The organism is Bartonella kosoyi (assembly GCF_003606325.2).
GTDB classification, from domain to species: domain Bacteria; phylum Pseudomonadota; class Alphaproteobacteria; order Rhizobiales; family Rhizobiaceae; genus Bartonella; species Bartonella kosoyi.
This window is the reverse complement of record NZ_CP031843.2, coordinates 1,459,733-1,475,891: the sequence shown is the minus strand read 5'-3', so window position 1 is coordinate 1,475,891 and position 16,159 is coordinate 1,459,733. Positions and strand designations below refer to the sequence as shown.

Below are 16,159 nucleotides of genomic sequence, written 5' to 3'. Positions count from 1 at the left end.
TTTGAGAACTTTTATGAAAGATTTTTGGGGAGCTAATTTTTTGAAAACCACTGCTTTAAGTGTGCAATGACATTATCTATCGCATCTATGAAGCGGGCAAAATCGAGGATAAGCAAAAAAAGAAAAAAGGCTATCCACTTCATGAAACGAGACATCACTTTCACACTTTGATAGGTAATGATGATTTCTTGAAGCATTTCTTTTTCCGCTTCTGTAAGCTCTGTGTGTTTTTCAGCTTTTTTTCTTACCATGTTTCCACCCACATAAGCGTTCACCCTGTTTATTATGTTTTAAAATCTCTCTTGCTAAGTTTGAACTGATAACCTTCACATCTCTCTTGTCTAAATAAATAGGCAACCAACCAACACAAGAAGAAGCATATTTATGGGTCACGCAACCAGTCAGAGAGAGCAGCACGCACATCAGCATCACTTTTCTGATTAACTTCATTTTCCACCTCAAGTCGTGCTGTTGCTGTCTGTAAAATATTTTCTGTTTGCTTTTGCTGTTCCGCCTTTTTTCCAAGAGTGAAAGCTTTGGCTAAAACTATAAAAAAAGCGGCTAAAGCCGCACCTGTTAACATCAAATTTTTTTTCATCCATAAGATCATAAACAGTGTTCCTTAAAGCGCTTAGCAACAAAGAAAATACCAACCCCTGCTGCTAAAACCATAATAGCAGCGAAAGCCCATTGAATAGGACCATTGCCAGCTAAAAAACCACCAAGACCTGAGAAAGAACCAATAATAGGTGCTAATGCTTCTGCTTTAAAAATACCTGTTGAATCCTTTGTTTCTACCGTTTGATAGTTCGAGGAAACAAAAGCACCTTTCGCCCATAAGCCTGCTTCTGCTGCACGCCGGTGTACGAGACCTTGTAAACGTTTCCCACCCGCTTTGGTCCATTTTTGTAATTCGGCAGGTATTGCTTCATAATCGCCTTTGTTCAGTCTTTTAAGTAACGTAGAATTTTGGAAAGCTGGAATACCTACATTATAACAAAAGGAAACAAGAGCACCAAACTGCTCGTCACTTAAAATCACACCAACTGCTTTTTCTACAGCTTGTTCATATTGCCGCAAATCTGCTAAAAGCATGTTTTCAGCTTTTTTTTCTGTAATCATCATGCCCTCAACAACGGTTGGTTTACCAGCTTTCCCCGTATGTCCATAGCCAATAGTCCAAACACCAGAGATATCTTGATAAGCCCGTAATCGCAAACCTTCCCACTGTTTTAAACAATGTAGACAATCTTTATTTATTTTCCGTGCCATTACTTTATTCCATCCTATAAATACACCTTTATGAGTACTGCTCCATCACCGCCATCGCCGCCAATTTTGTCACCACCGTGTTTCCCATCGAAATATCCGCCGCCACCACCACCAGCTCCATTCCCTCCGCGCCCCCCTTTACCACCTTTATAACTCTCACCACCTTGCCCCATGATAGACCCCATACATTTACCACCACCTCCCCCTCCTCCACCAAGAAAAGAACTTCCACCGGTACCTGCTCTTTTTCCGTCTATTCCACTTCCTCCACCATTCCCACCAGAAAAAATAAAGCTCTCACCACTGATGCCCCCTCTGTTTCCTCCTCCATCCCCACCTTTCCCTCCAAAGTTAACCAGAGCCATAGAGACGGAATATCCTCCTTCTGCTGTAACAAGCCCTTTAATCATTGTCCTACCACCATTGCACAAAATGTTACTGTCATTGCCTTTACCACCACGACCAATGTAAGCTGTTTTTAATTTATCTAAATCAGAACCTTTTATTTTAACATGCACGCATTGACCGCCTCCTCCTCCACCATCCTTAACGCCTCCACCACCACCAGCTCCATTCCCTCCGCGCCCCCCTTTACCACCTTTATAACTCTCACCACCTTGCCCCATGATAGACCCCATACATTTACCACCACCTCCCCCTCCTCCACCAAGAAAAGAACTTCCACCGGTACCTGCTCTTTTTCCGTCTATTCCACTTCCTCCACCATTCCCACCAGAAAAAATAAAGCTCTCACCACTGATGCCCCCTCTGTTTCCTCCTCCATCCCCACCTTTCCCTCCAAAGTTAACCAGAGCCATAGAGACGGAATATCCTCCTTCTGCTGTAACAAGCCCTTTAATCATTGTCCTACCACCATTGCACAAAATGTTACTGTCATTGCCTTTACCACCACGACCAATGTAAGCTGTTTTTAATTTATCTAAATCAGAACCTTTTATTTTAACATGCACGCATTGACCGCCTCCTCCTCCACCATCCTTAACGCCTCCACCACCACCACCCCAAGCCCATACTTCGATATCGGTCTCATCAGTAATACCATCCGGCAATCGAATATCCCCACTTTCTGTCATGAGAATTTCAACAGGTTTGCTAACCCCACCACCATTGTTGCCACCGCCATTGCTATTGCTACTATTGGCTTTGATTGAAGCCATCAGATTGGCTGGTGAAATAAGCGCGTTTATTGTTTTTGTGCCATCAATCCAATCTTGTTCTGCAAGAGGTTGAATGAGATCAACTTTTTTCTGTACACTGCGCGCTATCTCTTGCGCTTTATCGGCTTCTGTTTGTGCAATATTTGCCTCAGCTTTTGCACTGTCTCCCGTTTTTTTTGCTGTCTCAGCCGTTTTTTTTGCATCTACTGCATAATTTTTTGCATCTTTCGCTGTATTTAATGCAACATCCGCAACATTTTTTGCTTCACTTGCAACATGAATCCCTTGTTCTACATCGTCTTCAACTTTATCAATTTTTGCAATCTGTGCACGTTCTGGAGGAGTTAAGATAAGATGCTTTTTCCCCTCCTTCATATTCTCCATATCAAATGCATCTTTTTCTATTTTATCTGGATCATAGACTGATTTTGACATACCGAAAGACTTTGACCCTACAAAATAACTAATGGTGTTTTTGAGATCTACCGGAGATATGGGATAATAAACACCTTCATCTCCCTTCCGCCATTTTTCCATCGTTGGTTGAGTAGAACTCAACCATCGTAGCTTTGATCTTTCCTCTGTGGTTAAGATCTTTTTGGTAGGACCCTCGTGCATATTTTCCATAGAAAATGCATTTGCACCCACATTATCGGGGTCATATGTAACAGCCTTCATATCGCCAAGTCCTAAAGGCGATACTTTTACCCAGCCAGCACCTGATAAAATCGTATTCTCACAAGCTTCACCACTTGCTTCAATATCGTGAATTGTGACCTTATCTTTGTAAGCAAGAGCTCCACTATCTCTCTTTGCAAGCGCCTCATCAGCTTTCTTTCCTTGAGCTGCACTCGCAAAATATTCTACCTCATAAGCCGCAGCACTTCCCACTGAAACCGGTGCAAGAGCCTTACTATCTAAAACACCTTCTTTGACTTCTTCTTTTGTTGCTGGTTCAAGCATAAATATATGTGTGTGATAGGGTAATGGCATCGCGTTTCATTCCTTAATCAGTTCGTTGTCTTGTTGTGTGAGAGAGAGGATTGCAATTCATCAATAAGTTTTTGCATGGTCTCTATGCGTTTATCTGTCGCTTCTTTATATTCTGCCAAAGCGCTTAAAAGATCATGCTGTATGTCGCTTTTGACAAGATCAAGCACCTTATTTAAAGGTGCGTGGACCATTCTATTGCTTGCATAAAAAAGGACGCGAATTTGCTCCGCGTCCGCAATATCATCAATAGCAGACGGATTATTGATCATCTGAAAACCTTATGATTTTATGGCATAAACAACCGGTATATTAACAGGGCGTGTTTCTGCCTCGCCCGTTGAAGAAATCGTTACCTTATGCGTGTGCACTCCAGCAGGTTGTGTTGTTCCTCCAAGAACGGCATAGTGATAAGAGGGATTTCTTCTACCAATATCGTTGGCACTCCATCCCACTCCATTATACTGAAACTCGTGTGTATGCTGCCCTGCTTCTTCAATGGTGGCAACATGCGTATGCGATTTAAGGCAATCTTGCTGTATATCGGCAAATTGTCTATTCCTATCTAAACCGCGTCCATCATCAAAGCCCCGTAAAAACATTCCTCTAAAGTCTGGAACTTTAAAGGTTGTATCGCTATCTTTTCCCCATTTATCCCCTATTGCCTCGAATAATTGCGGATAATCTTTTCGTTTATAGCTTGCACCATCACACAAGAGCCAACCATTTGGGACTTCTTGCATAGCAAAAGTTGCAATAAACCCGCAAGGAAAGGTTTCGACCTTTGGTGGTGGAATGGGGGTAGGATTTAAAAGATACCAACCATCACGATCTTTTGTTGATACACCATCATTATAGACTATTTCATAAATTCCCCCCGTTTGTAACTCACCGCCTATCAATGGCACTATCCCCGTATTGGTTGCTTTATAGAGTGACTTTGCTCCTATATTATTCACATTGATTGTCGCAGGTCCCACATTTGTACCACCCGCTTTAAAGCGTAGAATGATATCATTTTTATATTTTTCTAGAGGTGAAACCGTTGTTAACGTTATGGATGTTGTTTTATCTTCCCCATTCACCATAAATTTTGTATCAAGAGAACCACCATTATCGGCAAGATATTCACGTATACGCTGCATCATGACCCGCGCACTATCATTGACAGAACTAGGTGGTTGTCCCTCTGCCCAATTAATCATGCTATCTGAATGCGCATTTTTATCAGCTGTTAACGACCAATCATAAATATTAGACATGATAAGCCCCCGTTCTTCTTAATAATTCTTCTCGTAATTGTTGCTCTTTTTGCTGCCCATATGAGCGAACAGAATTTCTCCTTGAAGGATCAATAAGAGGCGTTAAATCTATCGGGCGTGCACTTGATTGTGAAAACCCCGCCATCATTGGTTGTTGCATCATTTGTTGATGTGCCATCTCTATTTGTTGATTTTGTGCATCTTTATTCCGTCTTATCAAATCAACCAGATTCATCACCCCCTTTTTAAGCGCACCAGCATCAATCTTTTGCCCCTGCAATGATGTATTTTTCTGCAATGGCATATTTCCCATAGACCGTCCTATGAGAGTATCTCCACTTTCATGAGCATGCATTCTGTTTGGTAATGGCGTGTCATATGCTATCAACGGCTCTCTTGCTTGATCACCTTGAATCGCCTTTTGAAATCTCTCAACACCGCGCAAGGCAAACGTTTCATTAGGCGTGGTTTGGAAGTTGCCTTGGGGGGATTGTGTCATACCCTTCGAAGCACCTCCCGTTTTATTGTAAAGTCCATAAATATGATTCATAAAATCCCCTGCGGTTGCCTCCACATTTCCTCCGTTAAGGACAACTGCTTGATGCCCTAAAAGCTGGCTTGCTGGCATATTGGGATTTTTGATAAGTTTTACAGCCCCTGCTGGTCCTTGTTGGTGCGCCAAATAAAGTTCTGCTGGTGATGGCTCTCTGCCTAATGCTGTGGCTAAATAACGCGTGTTGTCCTTCGTTAATCGCGCCATAGCATCAGTTGCTTGAAAGGGATCAAACTTATTATTCAGTTGATACTGTTTTGCTGTTGAATCGAGAAATTGATACAGCCCTCCTGCATTACTTTTGCTATTTCTTGCATTTGGATTGCCCTTACTTTCTATCATAGCAACCCGTTCAAGAAAGCTTTCTGGCAAACCATATTTTTGTGCTGCCTGTGAGATAGCACGTTTCACATTGGGATGAAAATTGATCATTAGTTTATAACCGTTCTATCAACACTGCTATTCAAAAGAATGCCAACAAAATTGATGAGTTTTGTGTGATCTTCTTTGGTTATTAAGCGTTTCTTTTCTGCTTCATGAAACTTTTTAATTAATTCAACGGCTTTTTCTCTTGCTAACCCAAACTCCCCTTTTTCACGCGCTGTTATGAGAGCCACAATATCCCTTTCAGTCTCTTTATGAATGCCTAAGAGTTTGCGTCTCCATTCCCTTGCAAAAGTTTTCATAGCTGCCTTGATGAGACCAATCTTTCCTATACTCACCCCTTCTATTGTCTTTTCTTCTACTTCACCCATATGGTTTGGCAAGCGTGCAAAAAGCCTTGATCTCTCCACCTCTGGTCGCAACACTTTCATAAGCTGTTTGGCTTTATCCTCACCAAAAATATGCTGTAATTTTTCTTGACCATTTTGCGTATCAAACAAACTCAAAAGATTATGGTCAAAATTTCTTGCATTGCCTGCCGCATGTTCTAGTTGTGAGCGTACACCTTTTTGAAAGGCATCTTTTTCCATCACCCCAAAATCCGAAAGTTGACTTTTAATTGTATCGAGATTAACGCTCTTCTTCAGCGCTTGCTCTCCTTGCTCTAGGGCATCGCCAATAGTACGCTCGTCATAATAAATTTTCCGTGCTTTAGCATAATCTGGAGATGACGTATCCAAAATGTCCAGAATGCGTTGTTTGAACAGAGTCAAATCTCGCGCATACCCTCGTTTTCCTTTGAGACGCGCAGAATTAATTTGATCATCCAAAACCTCTTTCATCTTATGTAAAATCCGCATATTCAGCTTTGGATATCCATTGCTTCCTACAACTGTTGCATCCGCTTCATTGGGCATTTGCGCAATTGCTTTTTTATAGGCTTTTTGAAAGGCAGGAGTTTTTTGCAATTGCGATAAATCTTTACTGACAGCATTGGAAATAGGAGAAGCTTTCGCCCTTTCATAAAATGGTTCAGCTTTTTTCTGTGCTTGTTTGATAATCTCTTGCTTTAAATTAAGCGTATCGACCTTTGGACCCATCACATCTGTCAATGCATCCTTTACCCGTAGTGCACTCGCATCTTGCCTTTCATTCAAACGATTACTTATGAGCGAATATGTATCAGAATCTTTTTTTGCCGCTCTAAAAGCTCTGTCTGCAAGCTCATTATGAAGATCAATAATCATTGAATCAGGACCACGCTGTTTTAATGCTCTCTCAAGCTTATCGACACCTTCATCCCCTAAAGTTTGGCTTACATCCCTAAGCGCTCTATCGCTTATCTGAAATGCTTCTTTTTCTGCCATTTGCGCGGCTTTTGCCGCCATTTCAGCTGGACTTACCGGTCCTCTCAATGCTGCTTTGAGTGATTTTGTTACAAAAGGTGTCACTTTTGACACACCACTGGCAACAAATGGCGTTGCACCACCTAGCCCTGCACCAAACCCAGCAGACATGAGAGTATCTGCAAACCCTTCTCCCTCACCACTGCCTGCTATTCCGCCATAAATAGCTCCAGTTTTTGCTGCACGCCCCAAGCTAAACTTTGCCGCCTCTTTACTTGCTGCGGCTTTTATTGCTGCTTCACCTGCCGCTTTTGCTGCTGTGCGTTCTGCACCTTCTGCCAAAGCAGATTGCACCGCCCTTTCTCCTGCTGCTAGAGCTTTACTGGTTATTTGTGCTCCTGTGGCACCTGCTCTGCTTCCCAAAAGCACATCAGCTCCAATTGCCGCACGACTAGCAGCTGTAGCTGCTGCTGCGGGTGGAAAGAGGGCAGAAGCAATTACGGGTGCCGCAGCACCCGTTACATTTCCCAGAAGAGATGCATAAAAATGATCTCGGTTCGCCGCCCTTTGATAGTCACGCCATCGCTTTGTCACTTCATTATATTTTTTAACCGCCTTTTCATCTCCCTTCCAATAATCCCAAAACCCTGCTTCTAATATTCCAGCTAGTTCATCATCATAGCCCATAGTTAACCCATGAAGAGCTCCCCATCCAAAAGCACCCGCAGCACTTGGATGTGGACCATCTTCTTCTGTTTCTTTTGTGGTACCTTTATTTTCTGTAAAAGAACCACTCAACTTTTCCTTATTTTTTGAAAAAAGCTCTTGAAGCTGTTCTGGTGTATAGTCACTTACATGCCCAATGACTCTCGTATTTTTTCTATGAATGAGAGGAGGAATTAATTCAGCCATTGGTTTGTTTCTCCTTAATGCGTCCATCACTATCAATAAACAGTATGCCTTCCGGCAATGCTTCTATCTGTTTTTCTAGTGAAACATCGGACTGCGTGTTATTTTCCTTATAAGCATCTTCTCCATAGGCTGCTCGGACGAGTTCGCTTGTTGCCTCTGCGCCACCAAAAAGAATTGCTCGTGTTGCCGCATTGGATTTATTGAAAGTGTCAATAACGGTTTTTAAAGATTTCTTCATTTGCTCTGCGGAAAGGTTTTGATACAGTGCCGCTACAGAGTTTTGTAAGGTTTGCAATTCCATATTAGACAAGTTCCCAAAGCCAGATGCACCATTTGGTGAAAATGCTTTCGCTTTTCTCAAGGCATCAATCCCAATATTCGCCTTTAATGAATCAAGCATATGCCCAAAATCTTTTGCCTTAAAACCAGGTACGAACGACCCCCAATAACCCGTAAAACCAGTAACATGCGGGTGTTCCTCAACAATTTTTAGCAATTCTTTAGATGCCGAGAGTATACGATTGGACCTCTCCGTTGTATCCAGAATTTGCATTTGTATTTTTTGATTTTTAATTTCCTGTTCGCGTTGCTCTTGGATTAATTTATGTTCTGCACCACTGCCTGCAATTGGCATCGCACGTATGCCGTTAGGGGCATTTTCATCCTTAACAAACATATAACCTGCTTCGGGCTTTGACAGCATGCTATCAGTATTTCCCCCTAATCCAGAAGCAGTAGAACGTTGTCCCCCTTGGACTGGGATAATTTTTCCGGTGCTTGTTGAGACTTGGAAAGCCATATCCTCAGGCAATCCCTGCTCTGCCTTTTCTTCCGCTGTGAGTGTTCTATAGCCTTCTTGGGGGCTTAACGTGTTGCCTATGACCTTCTGAGCAAGATCTGGATATTGCGCAACTGCTTGTGCGTCTTCATTACTATACCCTTTTGAACGCAAAAACTCTAAAGTTTTCTGACTATCGCTTGTCTGAGGGCTTAATGTGCTGCCAATGATTTTCATGGCAAGATCTGGATATTGCGTGATAGCTTGCGCATCTTCATCGCTATATCCTTTAGACTGTAAAAATTGCAAAGTTTGTTTATGTTGTGCGCGTTCCTTGTTGCCCTGCCGCATAAGAATAGATGCATTTGAAAAACTTTCCTGTGGTGTCTTTCCTAACGCAAGCCCCGCAAAAAAATCCATGAGATGCTCGGAAAATTCTGATTTTCTAAAACGCTCCCATAAGTTGCTTGGATTTTCGTCTTTATGGATAAAGTTCCCAACGGCGTTTACATAATCCGTTGCTTGTTCTGGCATATCATTTGTTTTTAAATGTTCTTCTTCTGAAATAGGCGTATGAGAAAGTGTTTCTTCATTGATAGGGCTGCTTCCTTGCGGATTTTCTGTCATAAACTGCCTATTGCTTTGCGCAATATAATCCATGGCATCTTTCTGCTGTTTCTGTACTCCATTCTCATCAGCTTTATCTGTGTTAGCAACAAACGAAGATTGAAAAGGCAATGTTTCAACGACTTCTTGCTCTGAAATGCCATGCTTGTCTTGCTCTACACCCTCTTTCTCTTTGACAAAATAATTTGAATAATCCGGCAAGGGAGGCATTTGGTTTTTTAAATCATCCGTAGACATAATCAATTCTGCTGGCGTTTTTTTCCCAACTTCTCTTCCTGTTTGAGAGCCACGAATAAGCCCACTAAAATCGACTTTTTCTGGCTTATTAGACTCGTCGCTCGCATCAAAAGGATTTGTGCAAAAAGCAGCGCGTTCCAAAAAACTGGGCTTGTATCGTCCTTCAAACGGTGTGTTTGAAGGCGTGGAATGTTTTTGAAAAAAATATTTAGGTAACTGAAAAAGACCCTGATGTATTAAAGGACGCAAAACTTTTGGATCAAGCAACTTTAAAAGAGAATTCGTGTTTTCTTGTTCCATCACTGCACCCTTTCCATTTCAAATCCAAGCTTGCTATAATCCACATGCAAAAAACCTGTCGCATTATTGTAAAAAACAGCTTCAGGTTTTGATTTCAAAACATCTTGTGCCATCACCCCGCGATAGCGCTCTGGATAACCCTTGTAGTTGTATTCGTAAAGTGTATAGCCATTTCTCTGCCCAGCTTCTGTGATGTTTTCTTTTGCTCTGATGTCACTAAGCCCAGCAAAAGTACCAAGGATAGTTCCAACATTTCCAACGATCTCCCATGGGTTTGGTTTTGGCTGCGGAGTCAATGTTGTCGTTTGTCCCGTTTGCATCCCGTAATTTCCAGCAGAAGCCGTACCAGCTGCAAGCAACTTACTTAACTGGTCCCAATCAAGATTATTCTGCTGTTCCCATTTCTGTCGTTCTGCATCTAATTGTTGTTGATGATTGGCATCAAGCAAACCGCCTCCCGCCAATGCATTGATATTAGCCTGACTTTGACCTTGAAAAAAGTTATTAGCGCCCGCCAATTGATTTTGATTGGCTTGATCAATCATTCCATTGGCTTGCATCATATTGTTGACGTCTTGGTTATATTGCTGTGAGAGAGCTTGGGTTGCTATGCCGCCCAACTCATCTGCTAAAACACCCGTATGTGCACCAGAACCATAACGCCCCGCGCCCGCCAATGAACTGTTAATTGTGTCTGAAGCTTTATTTAACGTGTTTTGAAGTGCTTCATTAAAGTAAGGGTTGTTGCCTATTTGCTGCCCTGAAGCCATGTTCTTTAAATTTTGGCTGGTTGAATTTTGCCCTGTGGCTAATCCATTTAAAGTGTTATTATCATAGTTATGCGTATTATTGCTAAGCCCATTAATCGCATTCTTTGTTTGATCACTTAAACCTGCTACACGCTGTCCATCATAGACGGCTTTTCCACTGCCTTGATTATAAAAATTCATGGCATCTTTAGCAGCACGTTCAAAGATGCCTTTTGCCCATTCAGGTGGTGCATTTGTTTGCGTGGTATTTTGCGTCGTCTGAATTGGTTTTGAACTTTTTCCCATGTTAAAGCTGCTTTCTATATTCTAAAAGATTAACGAAATAGCCATGCGATTTAAGGGATTTTTCCCACCCACGCCGACCGATAATGATAAGTTCTTTCGCCCCTTTTTCTTTGTAATAGGCTTCAATTTGGGGAATAAGCTTCGTTAAGGGCGCTCCTCCTTTTCCCCCAAGCGTAATAATAACCGCTCGCAACACTCCAGTGACAAGTTTTTGTAACTCTGTTGTGACATGTGCCATAAAGTTTTCCTGCTCATCCACAATAATCCAGAGAAGCTTATCTCCCTTCAAAATATCATTTAAAATAATCTCTGGAGTATAATCATCAGGGAATTTTTTATGAAAATAAGATATTGATTTTATAACCTTATCCAAATAGGGCGCCATTTGTTCAACACTCCATTTTTCGGTGTTATAAATTTTAAAATTCATCTTATGCCTGCGGGTTTTAGCGTCACATCAAAGCCTGTTATATGAGTCCATGGTGTGCTTTCTGGTATCCTAAGTCGCAAAGCGTGATAGCGTGCCCTAGAGCGAATATTGTACATCCCACTGCTATAGCCCGCATAACGCTCTTTCGCCCAATTTAATTGACTTCTATTATCAATGATAAAAGCAGCTCCAACGCTTAAAAGACCATTTGTCGTATCTGCTTGAACAAAAGCCTCACTCATAAGATTAATCTGTCTGCCTGTATCTCCTACAGTTTGTGAAGCAATGACAGCTTCCATAGGAGAACCAGCAAAAAAACCAAATCTATTGTCTTCTGTAAACGCTCCCAACATTGGCGCGCCATTTTGCCACATTTTACTATCAAGAGAAGCACGTAAATCTCTCAAGCATTCTTGTACTTCGTCTAAACCTTCTAATGTATAACCTGCCGCAAAGAGAGGAAATAAGAGAAGTCTCTGACCTTTGATGACGCTCCATATTTGCAAAAGCCAATCATAAACATAGATACTCATCCCCATCATATCGTCATTTATAGAAAAATAAACGCGTGAATAGACCGGATCAATACAGGCTCTCATCTCATCAATGGCAAAGTTATTGTACAGCGTAAAGATTGTTTTATCGACTTTGCCAAAGCCAATAGGCAACATCTCACCGGTATTGTTGATTTGATAAAAACCATCATCAGAAACAAAAAAAGTATAGTCTCCACGACTTGTAATTGCCGTGCTACTTTTTGCCCCTATTTTGTCTTTTATTTTGACAAAACTAAATATTATTTTAGATCCCGGAACAAAGGTTGCATGATAAATAGCAGAACGCATAAAAATAAGCGGGTTAGTTGCTTGCGTTGCTCCTTGTATATATTCTCCATCTGGAAAATCCTGATAATCGCAACTTTTCTCACCAACCTTCCAGTGTGTTGCATCATTGAGACCTGACCAATGAACGCGATTTGGCTTATCTGTTAATTTCATCAAACAGACAAAATCTCCCCAAATACGAACAAGTCCAGCACGCGGGGGATTCCCTCCTAAATCCTCAAATCTCTCTGCTGTCTTTAAGGCGAATATTTGCGGTGTATCATTGTTATTAACGGCAATGATATAATCACCAAAGACGGCAAAAGACCAAGGTGCCGTTTCATTGGCGTGATATTGTTCCCCAAGCTTGCTAATATCTTTCCAGCCGCGCGTGCTGTTATCATATTCATAAAGTTTTGTTGACGTCCCTACAATAATCCGCACACCACTCAATGATCTTACTGCATAGACTCCCAAAATAACATCCGGAAAAGGTTCTGAAACCGGTGCAACTTTGGGAACTGGAATATAGGAATTGGGTGCTGGCAAAACATTCACGATCTCGCAAGAATAACCACTATTAATAAATGCAACATCTGGTCTAAACTCAGCAATAGGAATAAAGGTCATCAGAAATCCGTATGTTGAACTCTCAACAAATTCTTGCGCCGTGAAGTCTCAATTTGTAGCGCATCAAGTTGCTCTTGAAACATAGCAAAGGCTGCTGCTGCCATCTGTGGTTCTTTAATAATATTTGTGTAAATTTCATATTTTGCGCGGGTTTTGATCAGTTCATAGGCTTCCAAAAACCATATTGAAGCTTCTTGCGCACTCTCAATGTCTTTTATTCTTATCGGATCAAAAATAAGCCTGATAGAATAAATTCGGTCTGGGATTGGATACAAAATAAGCTTTTGTTCAAAATAACTGTATCGCGTAGGCATGCTATGGTTACAATCATTCACAAGGCTCTCAATAACAAGCGGGTCGGTATGCAAAAGCTTTGATTTGCTGTGATTATCCTCATAAATGTACGCATCAACAATACGAACAGCAGCTGGAATAACTGGATTTTCCTCAGCTCCATAACGGCTTTTGCCATTCATAGTGGTCAAAACAACTTCACGGCTTTCATTGAAATAAAAAGGCAATCGTTCACAAAACCGAATAGCCGAAAATATCGCCTTTTGAACTTGGTCAATATATTCATCTGTTTGATCATCAATTTCATCCTGAATATCATTCACCATCTGAATGAAATTTTTATCATGAGGAACAATGGTCTGTTTGTCTCCAATCGGACCACCCGTCTGTACTATTATTGTCATATGACTCTCTTCCAAATGCCTTAGAATATCTTGAGAGAAGAGGGGACGCAAAAAACAAACGCCCCCTTATGCCTTTAACGATTGGTGTAAAACTCAACAATCACCTCAGCATCACCTTTGGTGCTTTTCTTGTCTCGTGTCATATAAATCGTATTTTCAGCTTCTAATGGAACATCTCGTACTTCCATGGGCACATACACATTGCCATCGGTATTTTGAGTAAGTGCTTTTGTTCCATAATCATCACCATGAGGCTCTTTTCCAAATGTAGCTGTTACATCTTCAAAATCCTCCATAGCATAAACTTTAATGCTTTTGATAAAAGCCCCTCGGGGTAAAACACCAATTTTCGTGATCAACCCTTGGTCTGTACATTTAACACGTGCCCGAAAAAAACTAACCTGCTGTGTACAATTGTTGCGTCCTTGCAAAGGAGGTGGCAATCCCTCATCTATCATGCCAACAGTCTCAACGGTTTCAACAGGTTCAACAGGCTCCTGTGTAATTAGCGATTTTTCTGCCATAATTGTCATCCTTTAATAATTAGCTTGCTTCAGAAAAAGAAGGGATAACAATCGTGCCAAAATCTTGTCCCCCTTGATCAGAATTTGGCAAGGCATAGCGTGACTTTTTCATGCCGATAATGGTTTTTGCTGCAACCCCAAATTCACGTTGATAATCAAACAGTTCTTCAACAAGTTTATAGCGTGTTCCCCCTTTCCCATCGCCTCCTGTTGCTCCATTACCAACGCGCCCATAAGCCATGATAACGCTTTGCGCACCAAGCAACACGGCACGGCGAACAGATGTTACAGGTTCTTGTGTCTTTGAATTGATACCATTGGGAACATGTTCAGCTTCACGTAAGATGACACCGTTATACATCCCCAAAGAGCCATCAAAAATTGGGTTCTGAGACCGTGAACCATCATAAGCTGCTTTGGTAATGTCTAACCACTGCCCGCTCTTGGTATTGGTCCGTAATTGGGTCACTTGTGTTGGGTGGAGATACATCACATAAGCAGATTTTCCATCAACACGAACAGGGCGCAAACGTGGATTAGCAAGTTTAGCGCGTTCGACAGCCTGATCTATAAGATCTAATGTAAAAACATCGTCTTTTGTAAGTTCTTCATCAGTTTTTTTCTTATTCGGGCGAATAATACGCAATTTGCTTGGCTCTAATGGAGCATTAAAACCATAATGTACGGGTTTAAGGGTTATGGTACGTCCTTCAAAGTGAATCCATGGTGCTGTATAACCTGCTGCCTGAATAAAGAACATCAAACTTAAGCGGTCTGCATACCAATCAACAAGTCCATCCTTTGCTTCTGTTCGTAAATTAAATAAGACACGTTGTTGATCAATGGTGCCTTCATATTTTACGCGTACAGCATGAGAAAGCTCGTTAATACGCACCGTTTCATTCATAAATTGGAGTGCTTCTTCATTCCCCTCCAGCGTTTGTCCCTCGCTAACGCCGTCCCCCATCAGTTGAACTCGTAATCCGCTCGTCACAGAGTCACCAGCGGATTTTCCTAACATATCTAATACTTGGATAATGCTGTTTTTGCCTTTTCCCATCAGCGGTGCAATGGGCAACGCCTTTGAAGTTTCTGTGTTTAGCATCTTAGCCCAAACGCCAACGGCTAATGGGTCATTAAGATTTACCTGTGTTACTGCCATTTCAAACAATGCCTTTCTTGGTTTTTAAAACTCGCCTTGCGGCATAACCAAACGATAACAATCACTTGGTTATCTCTGTTGCGCCACCACGCACATCTCACGCTCTGCTCATAATTTGCTCAAATTTTTCGGGATTTTTCTCCACCCATACAGCAAATTCGGCTTCTGGCATGGAAAAGAGTGTTTTCACGTCCATACCACCTGTTGGAACTTGTCCACCACGCGCTGTAAGTGTCCGCGCTGCTTGAGAACGCTCTTGAAGGGTTTCCACGTCATCCTTTATTGGTGCTCCACTATAGCCAAAAGCCTTTGCTTTTTGCACCAGCACCTCTATTGGGTTTATACTGGCTTTCTGACACTGCTGGCATATTTGACGTAATTCAGCACCAATTTGCTGTTGCCGTGCTACAGGGTCTTTCCATTGTGGATAAAGATCTGCCTGCGCTTGTAGGACACTATCTGCTCTTTCGTAGAGATAATCGGTGATACTGTCTAAATCTGGATATTTATCTTGTACCTGCGCTTTGGATTCTTCAAAATAATCCCCTAACTGCTGGCGTTCATATTCCTCTTGATTCAAACGTTCTTGGCTCTCTCTTATACGAGAAAACTCATCAAGCAATTTCTGTTGTTCCTGTACCTTATGACTAAGCCATGCAACATGTGCTTTTGGATCATCTTCTAGGGTAGGAATATTTTCATCGCGGCGTCTTACCGCCTCTTCTTGCATTTGTGCATATTTCTGCGCAAACTCAATGGCAAGTTCACGCGCTTCCATAGCATTTTGCTCTGCCTTTTGGCGTGCTTGTCGTTCTTGCTCTATCACACCAGAATGGGGCTCTTCGCCAACCGGTTCGACAGGGGGCTGTTCAGAACTTTCTTCTGCTTCAAACTCCTCTTCAACTTGCTCAGGCTCGACTAACTCAACAGCATGATCACTGGCAAAATGTTCGTCATAAATTGCTTGTTCTTCAGGTGTAAACTCTTCTTCCATATT

At 41.8% G+C, this 16,159-nt stretch carries 17 protein-coding genes; all 17 read right to left on the bottom strand.

Going from position 1 to position 16,159, the window contains the following annotated elements:
- Positions 1-32 precede the first annotated feature (32 nt).
- The 17 genes from D1093_RS06435 to D1093_RS06355 all read right to left on the bottom strand — a co-directional run bounded on the left by D1093_RS06435 (position 33) and on the right by D1093_RS06355 (position 16,156).
- Entirely contained in the window at positions 33-251 is a 219-nt protein-coding gene (locus tag D1093_RS06435) for a hypothetical protein (RefSeq protein ID WP_007346742.1), read from the bottom strand.
- A complete protein-coding gene (locus D1093_RS10250; protein WP_120101462.1) occupies positions 232-450 on the bottom strand; it encodes a hypothetical protein in 219 nt (72 codons plus the stop codon). Before D1093_RS10250 ends, D1093_RS06435 begins: the two co-directional genes overlap by 20 nt.
- The gene (locus D1093_RS06425) at positions 383-610 is read right to left on the bottom strand and encodes a hypothetical protein (RefSeq protein ID WP_120101460.1); all 228 of its coding nucleotides are present in this window, start codon (positions 608-610) and stop codon (positions 383-385) included. The genes D1093_RS10250 and D1093_RS06425 overlap by 68 nt, the downstream gene beginning before the upstream one ends.
- A complete protein-coding gene (locus tag D1093_RS06420; protein ID WP_120101458.1) occupies positions 607-1,272 on the bottom strand; it encodes a lysozyme in 666 nt (221 codons plus the stop codon). Before D1093_RS06420 ends, D1093_RS06425 begins: the two co-directional genes overlap by 4 nt.
- 14 nt (positions 1,273-1,286) lie before the next feature.
- Positions 1,287-3,443 carry a hypothetical protein gene (locus tag D1093_RS06415; RefSeq protein ID WP_120101456.1) on the bottom strand — a complete coding sequence of 719 codons (2,157 nt, stop codon included), beginning with the start codon at positions 3,441-3,443 and terminating at the stop codon, positions 1,287-1,289.
- A 17-nt stretch (positions 3,444-3,460) separates the two neighbouring features.
- Complete coding sequence (locus D1093_RS06410) at positions 3,461-3,712, bottom strand: hypothetical protein (protein WP_120101454.1); 252 nt, start codon at positions 3,710-3,712, stop codon at positions 3,461-3,463.
- Between the two features lie 9 nt (positions 3,713-3,721).
- On the bottom strand, positions 3,722-4,702 hold the full coding sequence (locus D1093_RS06405; protein ID WP_120101448.1) for a tail fiber protein: 981 nt from the start codon (positions 4,700-4,702) through the stop codon (positions 3,722-3,724).
- A complete protein-coding gene (locus D1093_RS06400) occupies positions 4,695-5,687 on the bottom strand; it encodes a transglycosylase SLT domain-containing protein (protein ID WP_120101446.1) in 993 nt (330 codons plus the stop codon). The genes D1093_RS06405 and D1093_RS06400 overlap by 8 nt, the downstream gene beginning before the upstream one ends.
- The gene (locus D1093_RS06395; protein ID WP_120101444.1) at positions 5,687-7,897 is read right to left on the bottom strand and encodes a hypothetical protein; all 2,211 of its coding nucleotides are present in this window, start codon (positions 7,895-7,897) and stop codon (positions 5,687-5,689) included. The genes D1093_RS06400 and D1093_RS06395 overlap by 1 nt, the downstream gene beginning before the upstream one ends.
- On the bottom strand, positions 7,890-9,839 hold the full coding sequence (locus D1093_RS06390; RefSeq protein ID WP_120101442.1) for a hypothetical protein: 1,950 nt from the start codon (positions 9,837-9,839) through the stop codon (positions 7,890-7,892). Before D1093_RS06390 ends, D1093_RS06395 begins: the two co-directional genes overlap by 8 nt.
- Complete coding sequence (locus D1093_RS06385; protein WP_120101440.1) at positions 9,839-10,894, bottom strand: tail fiber domain-containing protein; 1,056 nt, start codon at positions 10,892-10,894, stop codon at positions 9,839-9,841. Before D1093_RS06385 ends, D1093_RS06390 begins: the two co-directional genes overlap by 1 nt.
- Before the next feature lies 1 nt (position 10,895).
- The gene (locus D1093_RS06380; protein WP_012231024.1) at positions 10,896-11,279 is read right to left on the bottom strand and encodes a hypothetical protein; all 384 of its coding nucleotides are present in this window, start codon (positions 11,277-11,279) and stop codon (positions 10,896-10,898) included.
- A gap of 41 nt (positions 11,280-11,320) precedes the next feature.
- Positions 11,321-12,778 carry a hypothetical protein gene (locus tag D1093_RS06375; RefSeq protein WP_120101439.1) on the bottom strand — a complete coding sequence of 486 codons (1,458 nt, stop codon included), beginning with the start codon at positions 12,776-12,778 and terminating at the stop codon, positions 11,321-11,323.
- Complete coding sequence (locus tag D1093_RS06370; protein ID WP_012231020.1) at positions 12,778-13,476, bottom strand: phage adaptor protein; 699 nt, start codon at positions 13,474-13,476, stop codon at positions 12,778-12,780. Before D1093_RS06370 ends, D1093_RS06375 begins: the two co-directional genes overlap by 1 nt.
- Before the next feature lie 74 nt (positions 13,477-13,550).
- Positions 13,551-14,000 carry a hypothetical protein gene (locus tag D1093_RS06365; protein WP_120101437.1) on the bottom strand — a complete coding sequence of 150 codons (450 nt, stop codon included), beginning with the start codon at positions 13,998-14,000 and terminating at the stop codon, positions 13,551-13,553.
- A 19-nt stretch (positions 14,001-14,019) separates the two neighbouring features.
- A complete protein-coding gene (locus tag D1093_RS06360) occupies positions 14,020-15,162 on the bottom strand; it encodes a N4-gp56 family major capsid protein (RefSeq protein ID WP_120101435.1) in 1,143 nt (380 codons plus the stop codon).
- A 97-nt stretch (positions 15,163-15,259) separates the two neighbouring features.
- Entirely contained in the window at positions 15,260-16,156 is an 897-nt protein-coding gene (locus D1093_RS06355) for a hypothetical protein (RefSeq protein WP_120101433.1), read from the bottom strand.
- Between the last annotated feature and the right edge of the window lie 3 nt (positions 16,157-16,159).